We start from the raw sequence: 21,877 nt of genomic DNA, 5'->3' as shown, positions 1-21,877 counted from the left end.
GAAAAATGACTTAGTTCAAGGCGTAAATTGAACTAAATGGTTGTTTCCTTTATGAAAGTTACAACGAAGAAATAAGTTATTTTAACAAGTAAAATAGATCAGTTAATTAGTGTGATTGGTATAATAGACTGCAGATAGTAAAAAGCCTGATATTGAATCAGGCTTTTTTATGCATACCTGTAAAGTATTAACAGATTAAGCGGTTAGGACAAATTAACTAAAAAAGGGTCTCGAGATAACTTTTTACTTTTTTCTGGATTAAACCAAGCCAACTTAGAAGACAATTCAACCACCTCACCTACAATCATTAACGTTGGCCCCTCAAGTCCCCCACCGAGCTTGGATAGCTCAGATAGCGTCCCAGTGATCACTTGCTGATCATTAGTAGTACCTTTGTTAATTAATGCAACGGGTGTATTAGCATCACGGCCATTAACCAACAAATTAGTTTGAATATCATGCGCTTGTAATAGCCCCATATACACAACTAATGTTTGATGTGGAATAGCTAACGCTTTCCAGTCTAATGCTTGGCCATCTTGCTTTCGATGTCCTGTCACAAAAGTAACAGACTGCGCATAATCACGATGCGTTAAAGGGATCCCTGCGTAAGCGCTACAACCAGAGGCAGAAGTAATACCAGGGACAACTTGAAAAGCAACACCCGCTTCTACTAGCTCTTCTAATTCTTCACCACCACGTCCAAATATAAAGGAGTCACCTCCTTTCAAACGCACGACTTTTTTACCCTGCTGTGCAAGCTCCACCAACATTTGATTAGTACGAGACTGCTCCACTTCATGCTTACCTGCCGCTTTACCCACGGAAATTAAATCTGCATCACGGCGTACTAAATCAAGAATTTCTTTTGAAACTAAACGGTCATACAACACCACATCCGCTTGCTGCATTAACTGTAATGCTTTAAGCGTTAACAATGAGGGATCACCAGGCCCTGCACCAACTAAAGCGACATCGCCCTGTGCAACTTCTTCAGTAAGGTTGTCTTCCATCAACTGTTGCGCTTTTTCCGTTTGACCTTTTTGTAATAAACTAGCCAAATCACCATTACCAAACAGTTTTTCCCAATAACGGCGACGTAAAGACTCCTTGGTGATCACTTGTTTCACTCGGTGTCTAAAATCCCCTGAGATCTTTGCTAAGCGCCCAATATGCATCGGTAATAAAGCTTCTAAACGTTCTCTTATTAAACGTGCTAATACAGGGGCTTTACCGCCACTAGAGATTGCAACAACAATAGGAGAACGGTCAACAATAGACGGCATAATGAAACTACATAAGTTAGGTTCATCAACAACATTCACTAAGATCTGTTTTTGTTCGGCTAATTTCGCAATATGCTCATTCACATGATGCTGATTGGTAGCAGCAATAACTAACCATTTATCAGTGATAAGTTCATCATAAAAAACTTCTTTGATAATCGTTAACTGATTATTTTTAGCTTTCTCTAATAATGAATCACAGACTTCTGGTGCACAAACAGTAATTGATGCATTAGCTTTTAATAATAAATGCACTTTACGCGCTGCAATATCACCACCACCCACAACAAGGCAATGGCGGTTATTAAGTTTGGTAAAAATAGGGAGATAATCCATGTAAATCTCAGGGGTAATGAGTCAATACAAACACTATAAAGAATAATTCATACAAGATAAAATATTTAAAGCACATTATTTATGACGTTTATGTATATACCAAGAGATTACATCATCAAATTAACGCTGTAGCGAACACTGTTGTTATAATATATCGACACAATCTAGTTAAGAAGACTAATAAAACCGCCCTAACCAAGAGGTTATTATTAGTCAGGACTATAAGTTTTTATATTAATGCCCAATTAAGATTTGATCAGCGCGCGAACACCATCGTGAATAGTAAATATTCCTTCGATATTATCTCCATCAAGCACAGGTAAGCAGCTGATATCATGGGTCAACATCAATGCGAGCGCTTCTTTAACTGACACGTCAGGAGAAACAGTAATTGGACTGCGCGTCATCACTTGGTGAGCGCGACGTTGCATCGTTTCAGTATCACGTGCTAACTCTGATTCTGTATACAAATAGGGGCTGAGTATTCGCAAAATATCACGGTCAGATATGACACCACACAATTTCCCTTCTTCCACCACCAATAAGTGATGAGACCCCAATTGCGATAATATTTCTTGGATCGCAGGAATACGATCATCCATTTCGATTGTCACTACGCGAGCGGTCATTGCTTCTGCAACTTTCATATAGCGATCCTTTTAAAAATTAATTCATTATCTAATTATAGGCACAAAAAAGGCCAGCATAGCTGACCTTATCAATAATAATGCACAAAAACTAAAAGTAGATTAGTTATTTATAAAATCAACACCTTCTTGGATGTCTTTGTTAAGTGTTGCTAACATATCGTTTTTAGCTTTTTCTTCAAAAGCTGATAATTTACCGTATGATAAAATCTCAACGACACCGTTAACACCTAAGCGTACGGGGTGAGCGAAGTAAGAAGCATCGCCGCCATCAATATCAACGTATGCGTAATCTACAACGTCTTCACCTTGTAAACCTTTAACTAAAGATAAACAAAAACGAGCTGCAGCAGCACCCATAGATAAAGTAGCAGAACCGCCACCAGCTTTAGCATTTACAACTTCAGTACCCGCATTCTGGATACGTGGTGTTAAAGCAGCAACTTCTTCTTCAGTAAACGAGACACCTTCAACCTGAGAAAGAAGTGGTAAAATAGTTGTACCTGAGTGGCCGCCAATTACTGGAACTTTAACTTCAGCAACGTTTAGGCCTTTAAGTTCAGCAACAAATGCTTCACTACGGATAACATCAAGCGTAGTTACACCAAATATACGGTTTTTATCGTAAACACCTGCTTTTTTGAAAACTTCTGCAACAATTGGTACAGTGCCGTTTACAGGATTAGTGATAACACCAACTAATGCTTTAGGACAGTTAGCAACAATACCTTCAGCTAAAGTTTTGATAATACCAGCATTCACTGCGAATAAATCAGCACGGTCCATACCTGGTTTGCGTGGCATGCCGGCAGGGATAATGACAATATCAGCACCTGTTAAAGCAGCGCCTAACGCATCAGCACCAAAACCTTCAACTTTAACTGCTGTTGGGATATGTGATAAATCAACCGCTACACCAGGAACAACTGGAGCAACATCGTATAATGCTAGCTCAGAACCAGCTGGTAGTTGAGTTTTTAATAATAATGACAACGCTTGACCGATACCACCTGCAGCACCAAGAACAGCAACTTTCATATTTTTCTCCAGTGAAATAAAATGTTTAAGTATGTATAGCCGTTACCAATCAAAATGCTTTATTTTGCATTTGTAATGATAATGGAAATAAGATTAGCCTTGTCATTCTAAAGTGAATAAATACGCAAGTGTGAAATATGTTAAGTAATTGTGAGCAATGTAAAAAAGAAACGCCTTTTATTTTCTATAAAATGCTGATATTAAAACTTTAAAAATTAATAATAAGCGCTTTGAATAATTAATGATAAAAATTTTGAAAGGTAATGATAAGCACTCTAAAAACTAATAATAGAGGCTATCAAAAATTAATTAGGAAAGTATTGCTGATAAATTTTGGCATAAGTACCATTCTCAACAATAAGTTTTAATCCAGCATTTAAACGTTCACGTAACTGATCATTACCTTTTTTTACCGCAATACCGTAACCTTCAGAAAACTCTTTAATAAAGACTTCTTCAGTGCGGCTAATCACTAATGAACCGCCTGTCTCTTGTTGGCTCGAAAGTTGTTTGCTTAAAAAGTCATTAACCACAGCAAAGTCTGCAAAAACGGCATCTATTCGTTGTAACTTTAAATCTTCTAATGCAGCTTGAGATGAAAAATAAGGCACGATGTAACTATTTTCTCTGGCAAATTGAATCAAGTAATTTTGATTCGAAGTATTTGCCTGTACGCCGATGAATTTCCCAGAGAGTGAAAATTGCCCCTGCAGCGGCTCTTTACTGATAAAAACTGGGGGCACTTTATAATAGCTATCACTAAAGTCGACGGTTTTTAAACGTTCAGCAGTAATATCTAATGCGGCAATAACAGCATCATATCGGCCAAAAGGTAAGGTTAGTAGCAAACCATCAAAGCGGTGATGCTCAAAACTGCATTGCAAATTAACTTCGTGGCAAATTGCTTTAGCAATATCAATATCAAACCCCTTAATTTCTTTATCTTTTGACAGGTATTCAAAGGGATAATAATTACTATCGGTAGCAAATTTAACCTGCATCTGAGGAAGGATCTCAGCGCTTATTGCAGTAGTAAAGAAAAACATAATAAGCGCTAATAGGCGAGCAACAGAGATCATAATGGATCATCCTTGGGATTGGCAATTTATTGCGAATTTTAGCAGAAGTACCAGCAATAAAGTAGAGACTCTCAATGTAAATAGAACCGCTTAGTCAAAAACGAATAAATATGCAGAAAAAGTGACATTTAATCTATTAACCTACGGTGCATTTAGATTAAGATATGGCTTTTATTATAATGCAATTATGGAATTAACAAATGCGACAGACCTCTGAACTAATGGACTTCTTTAAAGACTTGCTTAAAAAAGAACATTTAAGCTCGCAAAGTGAGATTGTCGATGCCTTGATCGACGCTGGATTCACTCATATTAATCAATCCAAAGTATCCCGCATGTTAAGTAAAACAGGGGCGGTACGTACACGTAATGCAACGGGTGAAATGGTCTATTGTTTACCTGCAGAACTAGGTATTCCTACGACCACCAGCCCACTTAAAAACTTGGTTGTAGATATCGATAGAAACGACAGTTTAATTGTTATTCGTACTAGTCCAGGTGCGGCACAACTGATCGCTCGTTTATTAGATTCGATGAGTAAAGCGGAAGGTATTCTAGGGACGATAGCCGGCGATGATACTATCTACATTGCACCAAGCAACACGCAAAAAATAGAAGAAACATTGGCTGTTGTGCACAAACTATTTGATTAAAGTAAACATTACTATTGATTTAAAGTGAAATTAGGTCTTTTATCAATCTGAACTCAAGTAATAAGCAACTTGTATTCAATTAAGTATTCATGAATAAAAATGACGAGGGAGGCAATGCCCTCTTCCTCGCTTATTCGAATATTTATCTACTCCCTGAAACGAGAATAAATAAGGGTGCTAACCATAAACTATACAGGTAGGTGATTATGCTGATAGTTAATAATAAAAAGTTAAAAATAAAAAAACTGCATGCTTTTACATTAATTGAGCTGCTGATAGCGATTGCTATTTTAAGCCTATTAGCAGGCATCGCTTATCCCTCCTATCAAGGGCTTGTTATAAAAACACGACGAGCAGATGCTCAAAGCGAACTGATTAAAGCACAAATCGAACAAAGCAGTTTTCGTATTACTCACCCGACCTACATCTCAAATGCATCCTCTGCGGGTCTACCTTCAAATAATCAGTACTATACTTTTAGTATTGTATCCGCCTCTACACACACCTATACGCTAAAAGCCGAAGCAAAAGCCACAGGTAGTCAAATCAATGACGAAAACGACTGTCAAACGCTTTACATAGACCAGAGCAACACCAAAACCAGCGATGGTAACCAACAAAATAATGCTTGCTGGAACAATTAAAAGCATTTATGACTTCAATTCTACTTCTAGGTAAATTCAACTTATAGGATCAACAATAAATCGTATCACGGCAATGCTGAATATTCAGAGAGCCTAAGCGTTTTATAAAGTGATGTTTAGCAGGTAAGATTTAGAGGCGATGTTTAGTCGGTAATGCTGCAGAGTAATATTAAAATAGGAAGACTTAAAAACGGCTACCTAGATACTTGCAAATAGTACCTGTAAATAATGTTCTGCAGGTTTTCTCCCTACAGAACATTTCTTAATAGCCTTTTAACAGCTAACTATTTATTATTAAGTCATCATTAATAACGACCTAAAAACTCTTTTTGGTTCAAAAATTTCAATGGTTTGCCTAATACATGCTGATAAATAACGTTATAGGCTAAAACACTTTGCACATAGGCACGTGTTTCATAATAAGGAATGGTATCTACCCAGCTATCTATTTCAATTCCAATATTGCCATTTTTCTTGTCCGGCGTTACCCATCTATCAACTCGATGCGGGCCAGCATTATAGGCTGCGGTCGCTAACACACGATTACCGTCATAGCGTGTTAATAGGCCATTAAAGTAAGCCGTACCTAATTGTACGTTAAGCGCACCTTGGTTGAGTTGTGAGACTTCATTATATTCAGTCAGCTCAATTTTACGCGCCGTTTCTTTTGCAGTTTTAGGCATTAATTGCATATAACCACTTGCGCCAACAGGTGATTTTGCATATTCATCAAAACTACTTTCACGACGAGTAATGGCATAAATATAGGTATCTTCTAAATCATATTTATTAGCCGCTTGTACAAATATTTCTGGTTTTGCCGTTGGGAAACGAATATTGAGTGCATTCCAACTTTTAGAGTTAATACTCGCTAACACGGATAAATGCGCCCAACCTTGGTCATAGGCATATAATCCTAACTTCTGTTGAATCTTCTTGTTTTGTGTATTTAAAAGGCGTTGCCACTGCCTTTTAGCCTGTATGCTCAGTTGATGAAATAATAACTCATCAATCACTGCCAATTCCCCACCTAAAGCGTTCAAGCTATCCTTTTCTTCAACAATAGTTTGTGCATTAAGAGAGAAATTCAAACCTAATTTTTGAGATGCCATAAAACCATGGAAATTACGATTTTTTGCCACTTTTTCATAAATAGACTTTGCTTTATCAGCTTCCCCAGCTTGCTCTAATACTTTAGCCTGCCAATATAACCATGCAGATGAATAACGTTTTTCATCTGGTAGCTTAGTTAACCAGTAACCGATACTTTCCCAGTCACTACGTTTAATAGCATAACGGATGCGCTGTTCAACTAAAGACGCATTGTTTAATGATGGTAATTCTTTGTCTAACCAAGAAAAATAATTGGTTTTATCACGCTGTACAATAAGGGTCGCAAATTGCTTTTTGATGGCTAGATTTTCATTAGCGGTAAATGCAATTTTTTTACCAAACTGCTGGTAAGCTAGCATCGCTTTAGCTAAGTCTTTTCGCGCTAAGCGTTTAATACTCGGCACTAAAAAACGATAACTTTGGAGTTCTCGAGAAGCAAAAAGCTCACTGTCTAATAAGCTTTTAGGATCTTTATGTAGTTCATATAATTGAGTTGCTAAAGCTGCTTTATCTTTATCCATTCTGGCGGTTAAAAAACGCATCAAGCCCTGTTTGTTTTTTACAAAAGCCAAGTTAAATCGCTGCCAGATATCTTCTTGTGTTAAGTTTTTGTGCGCTTGATAATAAACATAAACATCATCACAGGCATTCGGTAACGAAGTACTAGATAACCAATATTTTTGTGCATCCGGCCACGCTTTTTCGCTTTGTCCCGTCACAATAGAAGCTTGCAGGTAATAACACTTTAAAACGCGATTATTTGGCATTGTAGGGTAAGCGGTTAAAAACTGTTTCCAATTTTTTTGCTTCGCTAAATAAAAAAGATAAGAGCGCTGTAAATCATCACTGACCACTTTGCCTTTATGCGTTTTAATGAAGTTTAAAATATCGGCATCACTGACTGTCGACATATTCGCATTTAAATAATTGTACTGGGCCACATAAGCAAGCGGGTAATCAGCAATATCATTAATATTCTGATTGGCTTTTTGCCACTGTTTTTTCTCTTGTAAGTCTAAGGTATCAGTAAAAATATTACGCTGAACATCTAAACTTAGGGCGCTGGCGAAGTTTGATGCAGAAAACAACAAACAGCCTAAAATTAATTTTTTCATAACACCTCAATGGAAACAATAAATGGGCTTAATTATGTGTACATTGATTGTACACATAATTAGCTGCCTATGATCTTAGCAATCTTTTTACAAATTTAACGCTATTTTTACAATGTTAACTATCTTTTCATAGAATAGTCGAAGATATCAACTCTTGTGTATAAGGATGCTTTGCTTGCGCAAATAACTGTGAAGTTACCCCTTGCTCAACAATTTCACCGGCTTTCATCACTAATACACGATGACTGACGGCTTTCACCACCGACAAGTCATGACTAATAAACAAATAACTTAATGAAAGCTCTTGCTGCAGCGCTTTCAATAAATCAATAATTTGTTTTTGAATACTTCTATCTAATGCCGATGTAGGCTCGTCTAACACAATCAATTTTGGTTTTAGAATCAGTGCTCTTGCAATAGCAATACGTTGACGTTGCCCACCTGAAAACTGATGTGGATAACGACTTGCCGCACTTTGCTCTAACCCAACTTTAGTTAATACTTGGGCCACTTGTTGACTTATTTCTTGATCACTTAACTTTTGCTGATGATTAAACACATGCATACCTTCAGCGATAATATCCTGCACCGACATTCTTGGGCTTAAACTCGCATAAGGATCCTGAAATACAATTTGTAATTGCTGACGCAAAGCCTGTAAATCATTTTTAGCCAATAATTGAACATTTTTCCCCAAGTAAACAACTTGCCCTGTACTTTCATTCAATTGCAATATTGCTTGCGCCAAGGTGCTTTTCCCTGAACCACTTTCACCGACTAAAGCGAGCGTTTCACCCTCGTGTATTTTTAAGGATACATTTTTAACCACTTGTAACGACTGTATCGTTTTTCCCCAAAAGTTCTTTTTCATTGCGAAACTAACATTAATATCATGTGCTTCAAGAATCACGTTTGCATCAATTAATGCTGGCATTTGCCCTGTCGGTACCGCATTTAACAGCTTTTTTGTATAGGCATCAACGGGCGATTTAAACAGCCTGTCTGTTTGCTGATACTCTACTTGCTTGCCTTTACACATAACTAACACATGGTCAGAGAATTGACGCACTATATTCAAATCGTGCGTAATTAATAAAATCCCCATATTTAAACGCTGTTGTAGCGATTTTAATAATCGTAAAATTTGTTTTTGAATCGTTGCATCTAACGCAGTAGTAGGCTCATCAGCAATTAATAAATCTGGTTCATTAGCTAATGCCATAGCAATCATCACACGTTGTCGTTGCCCTCCCGATAACTCATGAGGATAAGCATTTAAACGTGATTGTGGGTTTTTGATCCCCACTAATTCTAACAACTCGATAATACGTAATTGTGCCGCTTTGCCCGTTAGTCCCTTATGAAGCAATAAAGTTTCTGCAATTTGTTTTTCAATATTGTGTAAAGGATTCAAGGAAGTCATCGGTTCTTGAAAAATCATACTAATTTTATTGCCGCGCACCGCTTCTAGCACCTTCTCCGATTTCCCCATCAATGACTGCCCTTGAAAGATAATATCGCCCGTTGGATGATGTGCATGTGGGTAAGGTAGCAATTGTAAAATCGATAGGGCTGTTAACGACTTGCCAGAGCCACTTTCACCCACAATCGCTAATGTTTTGCCTTGTTCAAGACAAAAACTGACGCCCGAGACTATTTCCTGCTCTGCAAAACTTACTGACAAATCATCAACTTGTAATAAATAACTATCTTTACTCATAGTGTTTTCCTCGGATCAAAAGCATCACGAGCAGCCTCGCCAATAAACACTAACAACACCAAAATGCTTGATAGTGAAATAAAAGCAGTAATGGCCAACCAAGGAGCGTGTAAGTTTTCTTTACCTTGAGAAATCATTTCACCCAATGAGGCAGAGCCTAAAGGTAGACCAAAGCCTAAAAAGTCTAAGGATGTTAAGGTAGTTAGTGCACCAGTAAATAAATAAGGCATAAATGTTAGCGTCGCTATCATGGCATTCGGCAGAATATGCTTAAACATGATTTTACTGTCCTTTACACCTAGGGCTTTGGCTGCTTTAACGTAATCTAAATGACGTCCACGTAAAAATTCAGCACGCACCACGCTGACCAAGCTTGGCCAACTAAATAAAATCATCAACCCTAATAACCAAGTAAACGTAGGTTCAACAAAACTGGCTAAAATAATCAGCATAAATAACATCGGCAAACCTTCCCAAATTTCTAATAAACGCTGCCCTATTAAATCAATTTTGCCACCATAATAACCTTGAATAGCGCCAACAATCACACCTATCACAGAGCTTACAAGCGTTAAAGATAAAGCAAAGATCACCGAAATACGAAAGCCATAAACCAGTCGCGCTACGACATCTCGACCTTGGTCATCGGTGCCTAACCAATTTAAAGCATCCGGCTCAGAAGGTGCAGCACTGGTTAGCTCATAATTAATTGAATCATAATAAAAAGGAATTAACGGCCAGATCATCCACCCTTCTTTATTAATTTGTTGCACCATATAAGGGTCGCGATAGTCAGTAGTGATATCAAAATCGCCACCTAAGTCTTGCTCTGGAATATCTTGTACGATTGGGAAATACCAATTCGACTGATAGGACACCATGATCGGCTTATCATTCACCCAAACTTCTGCCACTAAACTTAATAAAAATAAAAAGCTAAAAACCCACAGCGAGTAATAACCGCGTTTATTAGCCTTGAATTGCGCCCATCGTTGATGATTACTTGGATTCTTTTTAATACGTTGCCAAGCGAGTAATAAAGACATTATTGCCCCTCAAATGTAATACGTGGATCAATCAAGGTATAAGTCACATCACTGACTAACTTAAGCACTAATCCTACTAGGGTGAAAATATACAAAGAACCAAATATAACTGGGTAATCACGTGAAATGACCGCTTCAAAACTTAACAATCCTAACCCATCTAAAGAGAAAATAACTTCAATGAGCATTGAACCAGTAAAGAAAATGCCGATTAGAGCAGCCGGTAACCCCGCTAACACCAACAACATTGCATTACGAAAAATATGCCCATACAAAACACGGTTTTTAGAACAGCCTTTGGCGCGCGCTGTGATCACGTATTGTTTGTTAATTTCGTCCAGGAAGGAGTTTTTAGTCAGCATAGTTAACGTAGCAAAACTGGCTAATACGCTGGCAAAAATAGGCAACGTCAAATGCCAGAAGTAATCTTTTATTTGCCCAAACCAAGAAAGCTGCTCGAAATTATCCGACGTTAATCCACGTAAAGGAAACCAGCTATAATAAGAACCGCCAGCAAATAAAACCACAAGCATAATGGCAAAAATGAACGCTGGAATAGCATAACCGACCGTCACAATCGTACTTGTCCACACATCAAAACGACTGCCATGTGCAGTGGCTTTTTTAATACCTAATGGAATTGAAATAAGATAGGCGAGCAATGTCGTCCATAAACCTAAAGAGATGGATACCGGCATTTTCTCATAAATTAAATCAATCACGCTTTTATCGCGATAAAAACTATCACCGAAATCAAAATTAATATAACGCCAAAGCATTGAAAAATAACGTTCATGCAATGGTTTATCAAACCCATATAACTTCTCTAACGCTTCAATATATTCAGGATCAACTCCCTGTGCGCCACGATACTTACTATTACTTGAACCTTGTTTTATTTCACTATTAGTACCGGAAGTCACTCGAGAAGTCGCGTCGGAATCAATACCTTGATATTGAGCAATCGCTTGTTCAACGGGGCCACCTGGAGCAACTTGTACGATGAAAAAATTTAACGTCATAATGCCAATCAGCGTTGGAATAATCAGTAGTAATCTTTTAAATATATATTGATGCATTATTGACTTCCTTCGCTATTAGTCACGTCAGAGGAAGCTTTTAGCCACCACGTATCTAAGCCTAGAGCATAATACGGGGCAATTTTAGGACGAGAGAATTTATCCCAATGAGCAATCCTATATGCCGGTAAATACCATTGCGGAATAACCATATGTTGCGATAATAAAACACGATCTAGGGCTTTAGTGGTATTCACCAATTGTTCGCGCGTGGTGGCCATAATAAGCTGCTTTGTTAATGCATCAATCACGGGAGAACAAATACCCGCCCAATTAGAAGTGCCCACATCATTGGCGGTATCACATCCCCAAAAGCTAGCTTGTTCATTGCCAGGTGAAATGGATTGCCCTTTACGTAAAGACAACATATCAAACTCAAAACTATTTAAACGATTAATGAACTGAGAAACATCAACTAAACGAATATCTGCTTTGATACCAATACGTTGTAAATTACGACGAAAAGGATGAATAACACGTTCAAAGTCTTTGCTATACAGTAAAAACTCAAAACTTAACTGTTCACCTTGTTGGTTTTGCATTTTGCTATCTTTTAACTGGTAACCTGCTTCGGCCAATAACGCCACTGCCTCACGCATTTGCTGTCGAACATTACCATTACCGAATGTTTTATTGGTTTTTATCGGCTCAAAAACAGATGTCGGAAGTTGTTCTTTATAAGGTAATAAAATAGCTTGCTCTGCAGGTGAGATATTAGTTTGGGTTGCTAATTCTGAACCAGAGTAGAAACTATCAATACGTGTATAGGCATCATAAAATAATGTTTTATTCGCCCATTCAAAATCAAACAATAGCGAAATGGCCTCCCTTACCTTGGGATCTTTAAACTTATCTCTTCGTAAGTTAAACCAAAATCCTTGCATGCCCTGTGGTGTTTTGTCTGCAATCGTTTCTAGTATAATTTGCTGTTTATCAAATTGCTCCCCTACGTAACCTGTAGACCAACGTTTTGAAGAGGTCTCTAAGCGATAATCAAAGGCGCCAGATTTAAAGGCTTCAAAAGCCACAGCATCATCACGGTAATAATCGACAATAAGATGGTCAAAATTATGGCGCCCTTTATTAACGGCGAGGTCTTTTCCCCAATAGTCTTTAACACGTTGAAAAACAACCTGCTTGCCAGCATCAAAACTTTCTAATTGATACGGCCCCGAACCGAGTGGCACAATCAACCCACTTTTAGAAAAGTCGATATCTTTCCAAAAATGCTCGGGGAGAATCGGGAGCTGCCCAATAATTAACGGTAATTCACGGTTCCCCACTTCTTTAAAATGAAAGGTGACCTGCAATAAAGCATCAACGGTTACATTTTCAACACCTGCATAATAGGAACGAAAATGCGGTGCGCCTTCATTCACTAATAAGTCAAAACTAAACTTCACATCACTGGCGGTGATCGCCTCACCATCTTGAAACGTCGCTTTCGGGTTAATTAAAAAACTAACAGAACTAAAATCATCTGCGACCTTAACCTGTGAGGCAATTAAAGCATATAAGCTAAAGGGTTCATCGGTTGATTGTTGTAGTAACGTATCATAAATACGCGTTATGCCAGCGGCTGCATTTCCTTTAACAATAAAAGGGTTTAATGAATCAAAACTGCCAATGCTCGCTTGTTTGAATACCCCGCCTTTAGGTGCATTCGGATTGGCATATTCAAAGTGTTCAAAATCAGCATCATACTTAAGGTCTCCATACATGCTAATTGCATTATTCCATGCAGCACTTTGAGCGCCAATGCTCGCACTAAATAGCATATAAAATAGACAGATACGTATAAGCTTATTAATCATAATAGAAAAACCAACACCGGTTAAAAAATATAGGAGCAGTAAAGATAACAAATGCTTAGTTTAATAAAAGGTTTTTAAATGAAAAAACAAGATATAAAAAAGGGTGAACTAAATCGCGGAACTTATTCACACCAAAGTGGACTAACTTTTAGGTTTCAACAAGTAAAAGTTGAAATTTTTTTAAGAAAATATGGTTAGGTCAAAGAATTACTTTGTTTATCTAAAAGGGCTATAAAGTGTGATCTAAGTCGCTTTTAATTTACAGTGAAAAGCCTAATCTATTTATGAACACAACAAGTGTTACAACAAAAAGGTGTCCTATATGAGAATTGAAATTACTAGCAAACAAATGACTATCACAGACACAATGCGCGCAAAAGTAGAGGAACGTTTTGAAAAATTAGAAAAACTACAAACTTCTCTTATCAATCCCCATTTTATTATCACTAAAGAGCCTAAAGGCATGAAAATTGAAGGTACTATTGGTGTACCAAACGGTAAAGTTTTTGCTCATGCCGAGCATGATGATTTATATGTTGCCATCAATCAATTATTCCAAAAAATTGAACGTCAACTGAATAAACATAACCATAAAGATGAAGCAAACCGTGCCAAGAATAATGGTAAAGACTTATGTCGTAACGGAGAAATTTCAGGAGAGCCTATTGAAGAGCCAGAAGTTGAAATTGAATCAGATGCTGAAATCAAATTAAATAAAGAGTTTGCTGCATAATTGTTATTAACAAGATGGATTAAAGTAGCTAGCTTTAAATAATCTTTAAACAATTAAAAAGGTAAATAAAAGGAGGTTAAACACCTCCTTTTTCGATCCTGCCAATTAATAAACTAACTTAAACACTAAATCTAACTGCTAAACCTAATAACCAGTCTCAATAACTAGAACTAATCAACGAGCCTAAACAAGCCTAATAATTAAACCTAGCATCTTCAGCGAGAAACTAGGCCTAATAACTAATTCTGATAACTAGCCTCAGCACAAAGCTTAATAAACAAGGCTAATTAACGAGTGCAGATATTGTATGCTATGACTTACTTTCATAATGACGATTATCGTGTACTTGCTGAAGCATCACTCTGCTTTCATCAAGGAACAACGTAGAATAGTCACCCATCCAATTGGTCACAGATTTAAAGCGGTCAATAAACGCTTCACGATTATTTGCTTCCAATAACTCAATCGCATCCGCAAAATGTTTATGGTATTGCTTGATCATGGTTAAGTTACTTTTTTGCGACAAGATAATATCTGCATATAAAGCAGGCTCTTGTGCAAATAAGCGCCCTACCATGGCTAGCTCTAAGCGATAAATAGGTGAGCTTAAATCTAACAGTTGCTCCAAATCAGCATCAACTTCTTGCAAATGTACACCGTACACAAAACTTGTAAAGTGACGTAATGCTTGGATCAAGGTCATTGACTGATCATGTGTTGGTGCCGCAACAGGGTACAAGTGTGCCCCCCAAATTTTCATTTGGTCAATCAACCATTGATACTTCTCAGGATCACGACCATCACAGTACACAATCACTTGCTTTGCAAAGCTTGATATATCTGGGCCAAACATTGGATGTAAGCCAACCACTGGACCTTTATGGACCGCTAACATCTCAGTTAAAGGAGAATCCTTAATACTGGTGATATCCGTTAAAATACAATCTTCAGGCAAGAAGGTAAGCTGCTTGATCACATCGACAGTGACATCAATTGGCGATCCCACAATAACCAGCCCTGCTTTACTACAAATAGCTTCAGCTTGATCCCAATTACTGCGGCCTAGAATATCAACGTCATAGCCAGATAGTTTAAACATTTCAACAAAACGCTGGCCTAATAAACCATTACCACCAATGATAACAATACGCTTCATATCAGGATTAACAGTTTTAAAGCCAGTATCATTTTCACTAGCATAAGACTCACGCATGGTACGGCGTAAAATATCTTCAATAAGATTGGCTGGCACACCTTTTTGCTCAGCTTCTTCACGACGTTTAGCTAACATCGCGGCTTCGCGCTCTGGCACATAGATAGGCAAGCCATGCTTAGTCTTAACTTCGCCAACTTCTCCTACAAGGCGTAAACGCTCCGCTAATAAATCAATGATTTGCTGATCAACAGCATCAATCTGATCTCTTAATTTAGTTAAAGGCATAATTTACTTCTTATCTGTTTTTGATCGCATCTTTTAACAATGCAGTCGCTTCACTCAATAGCTCACACGTTGTTTGCCAATCGATACATGCATCTGTTACTGATACACCGTATTGTAATTGCTCTGCAGGTAATGATGCGGGTTGGTTACCAGCATTAATATTACTTTCTAACATAATACCTATGATAGATTTATTACCTTCAACAACTTGGTTGAAAACATTTTTTGCAACTAAAGGCTGTAATTCATGATTTTTACTAGAGTTTTCATGGCTACAATCCACAATTAAGATATCTTCCATCTTAGCTTTTGATAATGCTTGTTCTGCTAATGCAACATTAATTGAATCGTAGTTTGGTTTACCACCACCACCACGTAAAATAACATGTCCATCTTGATTACCAGCAGTTTGTAATAAAGCACTTTGACCTAATTGGTTGATACCCATGAAACGGTGTGGAGAAGAGGCCGATTGCATTGCATTAACAGCAGTAGAAAGACTGCCGTCAGTACCATTTTTAAAGCCAACAGGCATTGATAGACCACTCGCCATTTCACGGTGAGTTTGTGATTCAGTAGTACGTGCACCAATAGCAGACCAGCTAAACAGATCGCCAATATATTGTGGACTAATTGGATCCAGTGCTTCAGTCGCAATAGGTAAACCTAACTCTGAAATCCATAATAATAGTTCACGCGCTTTTTTAAGGCCGGTTTCGATATCAAATGAGTCATCCATATGAGGGTCGTTAATTAGCCCTTTCCAACCCACTGTAGTACGTGGTTTTTCAAAATAAACACGCATGACAATATATAAAGTATCTTTATATTGTTCATGTAACTCTTTCAAACGGGTTGCATACTCTTTTGCAGCTTCAACATCGTGAATAGAACAAGGACCACAAATCACTAAGAAGCGAGGGTCTTTTTTATGCACGATATTAGAAATAGTTTGACGAGATTCATGAATGAATTGATAAACACTATCAGAAGCCGGTAAAGAGGCTTTAAGCTCTGCTGGTGTAATTAAAACTGTTTCTGATTGGATGTGGATATTTTCATTTTGTCGCGTAGTCATTTTGCTCTCATTCATTATTAATAATGAAAGCATCATAGCATAGCGAAATAATAGATCATGTGATTAAGCGATAGAGGCTAGATAAATTCAGATTTAGTCAAAAATAATACATAAATTATCAGGCTTTGTTTTACACTATAGGGCAGAATTTTGTTTTTTTAATTGATCTCATGAGATTTAAGGTATTGATACGGATATGCAAATAATAACTTCTCACATTATTACCTCATGGTCAGAAGTCGATCAACTTAAAAAAAGCTGGAATACTTTATTACATCAATCTGATGCTGATAATATTTTCTTAACCTGGCAGTGGATTGATAGCTGGAAAAAAACCTGCTCAGCCAATACCAAGCCTTTTTTTGTAATATTAAAACAAGCACAGCAAGTCGTCGCTATCGCCCCTTTCTACATTCAACCGTATCGACTATTGAAATGTATCAATTATAACGTACTACGTTTCGCCGGTGACCAAGGTATAGGCTCTGAATATTCCAATTTTATTGTCCAACAAGAGCACAGTATCGCCTTAAAAGAACAGCTTTGGTCTGCCTTAGTGGCAAGCCACAAAAAATCACATTGGGATATCATTTGGTATAGCAATGTGGCTAGTTGGACGAGAGGGGGAGAGACATTAATTGCAGCTTTAAATAAAACAAAAAAACTAAAGCAGCAATCACGTGAAGTCGAGTTTGCAAATACCGACTTAGAAAAAATCTCTGAGCAAGTACTCCCTTGCCTATCTAAAAGTTTACGTACTAATATCAAACAAACCCAAGGTTACTTAAGCCGACAAGGCCAATGGCAGGTGAGTTTCTGCGATAACCCAGCGCAACTCGAAGAAGAACTGCAACGGTTATTTACATTGCATAACTTACGGTGGCAAAAAGCCGGTTTACAAGGCTCCTTTGCAAGAAGGCCTGAAATGGCAGCCTTTTATTCTCACTTTGTGCCTAGAGCATTACAGCAGGGGTGGTTACGTTTAGCCAAATTAGAATGTGAAGGCATTACCCAAGCCATGCAGATTGGTTACGTATATCAAAAACAGTTTTTTGCATTGCAAGAAGGCTTTAACGCTGAGTTTCAGAACGGAGTAGGACAAGTTTTACGCTATCATGTTTTTCAGCAGTGTTTAAAAGAAGGCCTCACTGATTACGACTTTTTAGGTCAATATACAGACCATAAAAGACGCTGGCTCGCTCAAAAGCGTAATGGTCATAATTTGATGATTTGGCCAAATACAATCAAAAACATGATCTTTAATGTAATGACTATCTGGCCAACAGGAAGATATTTAAAACCCTTATAAATAGCGATTAATAAGGGTTTTAAAGCCTATTTTAAGAAATTAAATAAGTGTTTTACTTATAAAATCAATCATTAAGCAATTAGTAAAAACGATTAATAAAAAACGATCAAGCGTTCCAGGTAATGCTTGTTGTAAATGCTCTATCTTCACTAATATGAGCAGATATCGCTAACGTAGTAATAGCTACTTTTTGATGATAACCACGGCTTAACCAGCCCAATGACGGCGTCTGTTTATCATCAATCTCTACGCCAGTGATTAACTCAGCAGTACTTCTTTCTGGCAGTTTAATGGTGATTTTATCTTTACCAAGTAATAAATCACAAACGCCATTATTAATCTCAATATTCTGACAATTTTCAGAAAAATGAAAATAGATAACAACATCATGTTGGCCTTGTGTTTTAAGCTCATCCGTAATATTTATCTGCTTTTCTAACACATTCAGTTTAATACTGCGTTGATGCGTTACCGGAGAGCCTAAACGTTGATAACCATTGTGTTCCGCTACCAGTTCACCACCCAATTCACTGGGTAACCACTTACAACAAGACGCTTGGGCATGAGACTCCCACATAAAAGGCCCCGTCATCACAGACTGATCTAAGCCGTCAATTTCGACAGTATTATGCGCCTGGGTTTTACGGAAATGATTACGCCATTGTGGGAAACTGAAATAATCATAGGTCCCTGTATCAACGAACAAATCATTTCGATTAATACGCACCACACAGCTCAATGCATCGGCATGGCCATGAGCGGCAATTGCTGTATAACCTAACTCAGCAGCATCGACTAATATACTTGCTTGATTACCTTCACTTACTTTACCAGCCTGCAGTAAATAATAACCTGAATCAGTAAACGCAAATGAACTGAGTTCCTGCTCTTCAGTCAACACTTCAGTCGTTGGCTGCTGTCTATTATTAAATAGCCAGAATGCAGATTCACTCGGTTGTTTTTTACCTTGGGCAAAGATGTCATCATCATAAAAATGGCTAACGATATCCGATAATGCATTGATGTTATGAACATGATCTCCTAAATCAATAACATAACCATCGTCTTGATCGCCCAACATAGGATAGTGCTCACCACCCTCTGCAATAATCGCAATGAACTGGCTTAATCGTTTAAGCGTTTGCCAATACGCAGGTGAAAAATCATCTTCACTCCATTTACCAGCTAATGCCGTAAATAGGTAAAATTGAAATACAAAGAATTGATAACTAAAGGCATGCTCTTTGGTACACCCATCATTAAAGGTTTGCGCCTGAATTTCATTTTCTAACACCGCTTTGCTTTTTTGTTGCCATTGTGGTGCATCTTTTAGCATGGAGAAATAACGTGCTGCGATATAAACACCGGCCGCTTCGCCAACTAAATGATTATTAGCAGAAGTCCCTTGAGAAAACTTACCACTTACATCTCGACAATGTAAAAAAACACTTTCTAACAATCGAGCTTTAAAATCACCAACAAACAATCCTGAGTCTTTAATTAAATCTATCGTCCATACCCAACTAATTAAACGAATAGATAACTCTAACGGACTACGCCAATTCATTCCTTTACCGTAAGGATTTTGATCTAACCAATGAGTTATTTGCTGCACAGCCGCCTGTGCATACTTAACTTCGCCAGTGACTTTATAAGCACGTGCTAATACCACCATTTGATGATGACGATTAGGCTCCCAAACTAACTTGCAATCACCATTATTCTTAAAATCACGATAGTTAACGGAAAGAATATGACCAAGGTTTGAGTAAATACCAGCACTATGGTCTTTATGCCAATTAATCGGAGATTCAAGGTGATGATCTTGTAAATCAAAGTAGCTTAACTTATGCGCGATGATTGATTCAGCTTTAGCTAATAAAGGCGCTTTCCAAGCATCGTTATATTCAACGACTTCCCCTTCAAACACGCTAAAACCAGGCTTGAATGTAGCCTGTGGGTCATATTGCTCAGTATATTGAGCTTTAGGTACGCAGTTAAATTGAACGCGTAATCGTTCCACCCACGCATCACTTAAAGAACTTACTCGCCAAGTGACTTCATCGACTGACATCATTTTAATACGTTTGATATACCAAGTAATAGGCTGCATTTATATTGTTAAACTCTTTAATTATTAATACTAAGGGTTAAGGTATGAATACTAAGGATTAAGTTATGGATACTAAGGGTTAAGGTATGAATGAATAAACTCACTCAGTTTCTTCTCTGCTAATGCACTGTTTTGACCATCGTAATCTAACGCCACGGCAATCAATGTTGCACCAGGTTCCCCCACCAAAGCCGCTTGTACTTCAGCAAGCTTGGCTCTCTTTTTGTCACTGGTGAACACACCATTAATAACATACCAAGATGCAATCATACGGTATCGCGCCTGTGAACGCTGAACTATTGCTAAGTTTACCTGTTGCAAGTATTGATTATCGAGCAAAGGTAGTTTTTTATCTTCAACATCATGCCAAAATTGATCATCGTAAAGGTAATTCTCCACAAAGATCATTTCACTAGCTTGCTCCTGCTTAACATAATCTGCCAGATAGACCTGAAAGCCCACATCTTCTTTAACGTAATAGAAGAAACGTTCTTTACTTGCGCCCTGCGAGTAAGGCTTCCAATTTGGGCTATAGCCTTTACTTTCACCGGCCATTTCATAATTGCTTAGCGAAGGCACAGTGAATGCGTAATTCTCATTAAATCGAGAAGGGATCCAATAAAAAGCAGTAACAAATAATGCTAATAGTGCAAAGGTCGCTATAGATTGAGTTTTACTAACTCCAGTTGTAGTAGAAACTTGTTCACTATCAATACTCTCTTGAGTGTTGTTAGCTTTCTGTGAATCATCAAAATAGACTCTGGCAATATAAATAAGTGGTATTAAGCAAACAGCAAAGACAATCCAACCAAAAGTTAAATGGTCTTGTACAATGAAATGCTGCATTTCTGTAAATGTGCCCACCACAATAATAATAATAATGCGCAACCAGTTAGCAACAATCGAAATAGCGAGGCAAATAGCTAAGAAAGTGAGCGTCCTTTTAGTCGATAATTTATTAAAATAACCAACACAGAAAGCTAATAATGCAGCTACAAGAAAGAAACCTAACCCAGAACAAGCAGGCTCAACATCGAACATGCCGCCGGCAGTCGATAAACGATATTGATCACGGCCCACTACAATACCAATTAATTCAGGCCCCCATTGTCCAGCTGCGGTGGATAGCTCTCGAAGAGGTAACTGCATCAAGCTCCATACTGGCATAATAAGGAACAATAGTAATAAAGGAGTAAAGTATGCTTTAATAAAGCCCCAACCATAAAAACAAAACATTAAAGATAGTAATGAGCTAAAAAGGGCCAATTGCTGTAATTGTTGAATACTGGACAATTGGGCAATTAAGGCGACACAAAAACTAATCGCTAAGCAACAAAAACCGAACAAATACTCAGTAATGGACAAGGACTTAATATGTAACTTTTTACGTTGTAAATAAAAAACATAACAGACAACGATAATACCTAAAAAACCGTGGCTATATGGCCCGTCACTATTCCATTCATCAAAGATAGTAACTAAAACAGAGCTATTGACTACACAAATAACTAATAGACTAATAAGAGCCGCTGAATTTAATATTTTATTGTTGCCTACCAAATAACACCCCAAATTAATTTAAACTGCAATACTAATGACTTATAAAAATAAGAGATTTGAGAAATATTAGATT

At 37.6% G+C, this 21,877-nt stretch carries 17 protein-coding genes; 4 read left to right on the top strand and 13 right to left on the bottom strand.

The window, feature by feature from the left end; genetic code table 11:
• Positions 1-203 precede the first annotated feature (203 nt).
• The 4 genes from cysG to H5084_RS16475 form a co-directional block, all read right to left on the bottom strand.
• Positions 204-1,622: a siroheme synthase CysG gene (gene cysG / locus H5084_RS16490; protein WP_182691603.1), complete on the bottom strand. Its 1,419-nt coding sequence runs from the start codon at positions 1,620-1,622 to the stop codon at positions 204-206.
• Positions 1,623-1,867: 245 nt separating this feature from the next.
• On the bottom strand, positions 1,868-2,269 hold the full coding sequence (locus tag H5084_RS16485; protein WP_182691601.1) for a CBS domain-containing protein: 402 nt from the start codon (positions 2,267-2,269) through the stop codon (positions 1,868-1,870).
• A 102-nt stretch (positions 2,270-2,371) separates the two neighbouring features.
• Entirely contained in the window at positions 2,372-3,307 is a 936-nt protein-coding gene (mdh, locus tag H5084_RS16480) for a malate dehydrogenase (RefSeq protein ID WP_182691599.1), read from the bottom strand.
• A 305-nt stretch (positions 3,308-3,612) separates the two neighbouring features.
• Positions 3,613-4,386: a transporter substrate-binding domain-containing protein gene (locus H5084_RS16475; protein ID WP_182691597.1), complete on the bottom strand. Its 774-nt coding sequence runs from the start codon at positions 4,384-4,386 to the stop codon at positions 3,613-3,615.
• Between the two features lie 200 nt (positions 4,387-4,586).
• Between H5084_RS16475 and argR the strand changes: the two genes are divergently transcribed.
• Both argR and H5084_RS16465 read left to right on the top strand, forming a co-directional pair.
• Positions 4,587-5,039: a transcriptional regulator ArgR gene (argR, locus tag H5084_RS16470; protein ID WP_182691595.1), complete on the top strand. Its 453-nt coding sequence runs from the start codon at positions 4,587-4,589 to the stop codon at positions 5,037-5,039.
• A 206-nt stretch (positions 5,040-5,245) separates the two neighbouring features.
• Positions 5,246-5,683 carry a type IV pilin protein gene (locus H5084_RS16465; protein WP_220485991.1) on the top strand — a complete coding sequence of 146 codons (438 nt, stop codon included), beginning with the start codon at positions 5,246-5,248 and terminating at the stop codon, positions 5,681-5,683.
• A 305-nt stretch (positions 5,684-5,988) separates the two neighbouring features.
• Here the strand turns inward: H5084_RS16465 and H5084_RS16460 are convergent, their stop codons facing one another.
• From H5084_RS16460 to H5084_RS16440, 5 genes are all read right to left on the bottom strand, one after another.
• Positions 5,989-7,911, bottom strand: coding sequence for a transglycosylase SLT domain-containing protein (locus H5084_RS16460; RefSeq protein WP_182691593.1), 1,923 nt, complete (start codon positions 7,909-7,911; stop codon positions 5,989-5,991).
• Between the two features lie 127 nt (positions 7,912-8,038).
• Positions 8,039-9,631, bottom strand: a complete 1,593-nt coding sequence (locus tag H5084_RS16455; protein ID WP_182691591.1) for an ABC transporter ATP-binding protein — start codon at positions 9,629-9,631, stop codon at positions 8,039-8,041.
• Positions 9,628-10,650 carry an ABC transporter permease gene (locus H5084_RS16450; protein WP_310735767.1) on the bottom strand — a complete coding sequence of 341 codons (1,023 nt, stop codon included), beginning with the start codon at positions 10,648-10,650 and terminating at the stop codon, positions 9,628-9,630. Before H5084_RS16450 ends, H5084_RS16455 begins: the two co-directional genes overlap by 4 nt.
• 26 nt (positions 10,651-10,676) lie before the next feature.
• Positions 10,677-11,756, bottom strand: coding sequence for a microcin C ABC transporter permease YejB (locus tag H5084_RS16445; protein ID WP_182691587.1), 1,080 nt, complete (start codon positions 11,754-11,756; stop codon positions 10,677-10,679).
• On the bottom strand, positions 11,756-13,570 hold the full coding sequence (locus H5084_RS16440; RefSeq protein ID WP_182691584.1) for an extracellular solute-binding protein: 1,815 nt from the start codon (positions 13,568-13,570) through the stop codon (positions 11,756-11,758). Before H5084_RS16440 ends, H5084_RS16445 begins: the two co-directional genes overlap by 1 nt.
• Before the next feature lie 322 nt (positions 13,571-13,892).
• Between H5084_RS16440 and hpf the strand changes: the two genes are divergently transcribed.
• Positions 13,893-14,303 carry a ribosome hibernation-promoting factor, HPF/YfiA family gene (gene hpf / locus H5084_RS16435; protein ID WP_028867371.1) on the top strand — a complete coding sequence of 137 codons (411 nt, stop codon included), beginning with the start codon at positions 13,893-13,895 and terminating at the stop codon, positions 14,301-14,303.
• Positions 14,304-14,613: 310 nt separating this feature from the next.
• Here hpf and tyrA read toward each other — a convergent pair whose 3' ends face one another.
• Entirely contained in the window at positions 14,614-15,744 is a 1,131-nt protein-coding gene (gene tyrA, locus H5084_RS16430) for a bifunctional chorismate mutase/prephenate dehydrogenase (protein WP_182691582.1), read from the bottom strand.
• Positions 15,745-15,754: 10 nt separating this feature from the next.
• Entirely contained in the window at positions 15,755-16,822 is a 1,068-nt protein-coding gene (locus H5084_RS16425; protein ID WP_182691580.1) for a 3-deoxy-7-phosphoheptulonate synthase, read from the bottom strand.
• A 196-nt stretch (positions 16,823-17,018) separates the two neighbouring features.
• Between H5084_RS16425 and H5084_RS16420 the strand changes: the two genes are divergently transcribed.
• The gene (locus H5084_RS16420; protein WP_182691579.1) at positions 17,019-18,131 is read left to right on the top strand and encodes a GNAT family N-acetyltransferase; all 1,113 of its coding nucleotides are present in this window, start codon (positions 17,019-17,021) and stop codon (positions 18,129-18,131) included.
• 106 nt (positions 18,132-18,237) lie between these two features.
• Here the strand turns inward: H5084_RS16420 and H5084_RS16415 are convergent, their stop codons facing one another.
• Positions 18,238-20,244: an alginate lyase family protein gene (locus tag H5084_RS16415; protein ID WP_182691577.1), complete on the bottom strand. Its 2,007-nt coding sequence runs from the start codon at positions 20,242-20,244 to the stop codon at positions 18,238-18,240.
• A gap of 72 nt (positions 20,245-20,316) precedes the next feature.
• A complete protein-coding gene (locus H5084_RS16410; protein ID WP_182691575.1) occupies positions 20,317-21,804 on the bottom strand; it encodes an exosortase C-terminal domain/associated protein EpsI in 1,488 nt (495 codons plus the stop codon).
• Positions 21,805-21,877 lie beyond the last annotated feature (73 nt).

This window comes from Psychromonas sp. SR45-3 (genome assembly GCF_014163575.1).
Lineage (GTDB): Bacteria > Pseudomonadota > Gammaproteobacteria > Enterobacterales > Psychromonadaceae > Psychromonas > Psychromonas arctica.
Note: the sequence above shows the minus strand (reverse complement) of the source record. Positions and strands in the feature narration are given on the sequence as shown.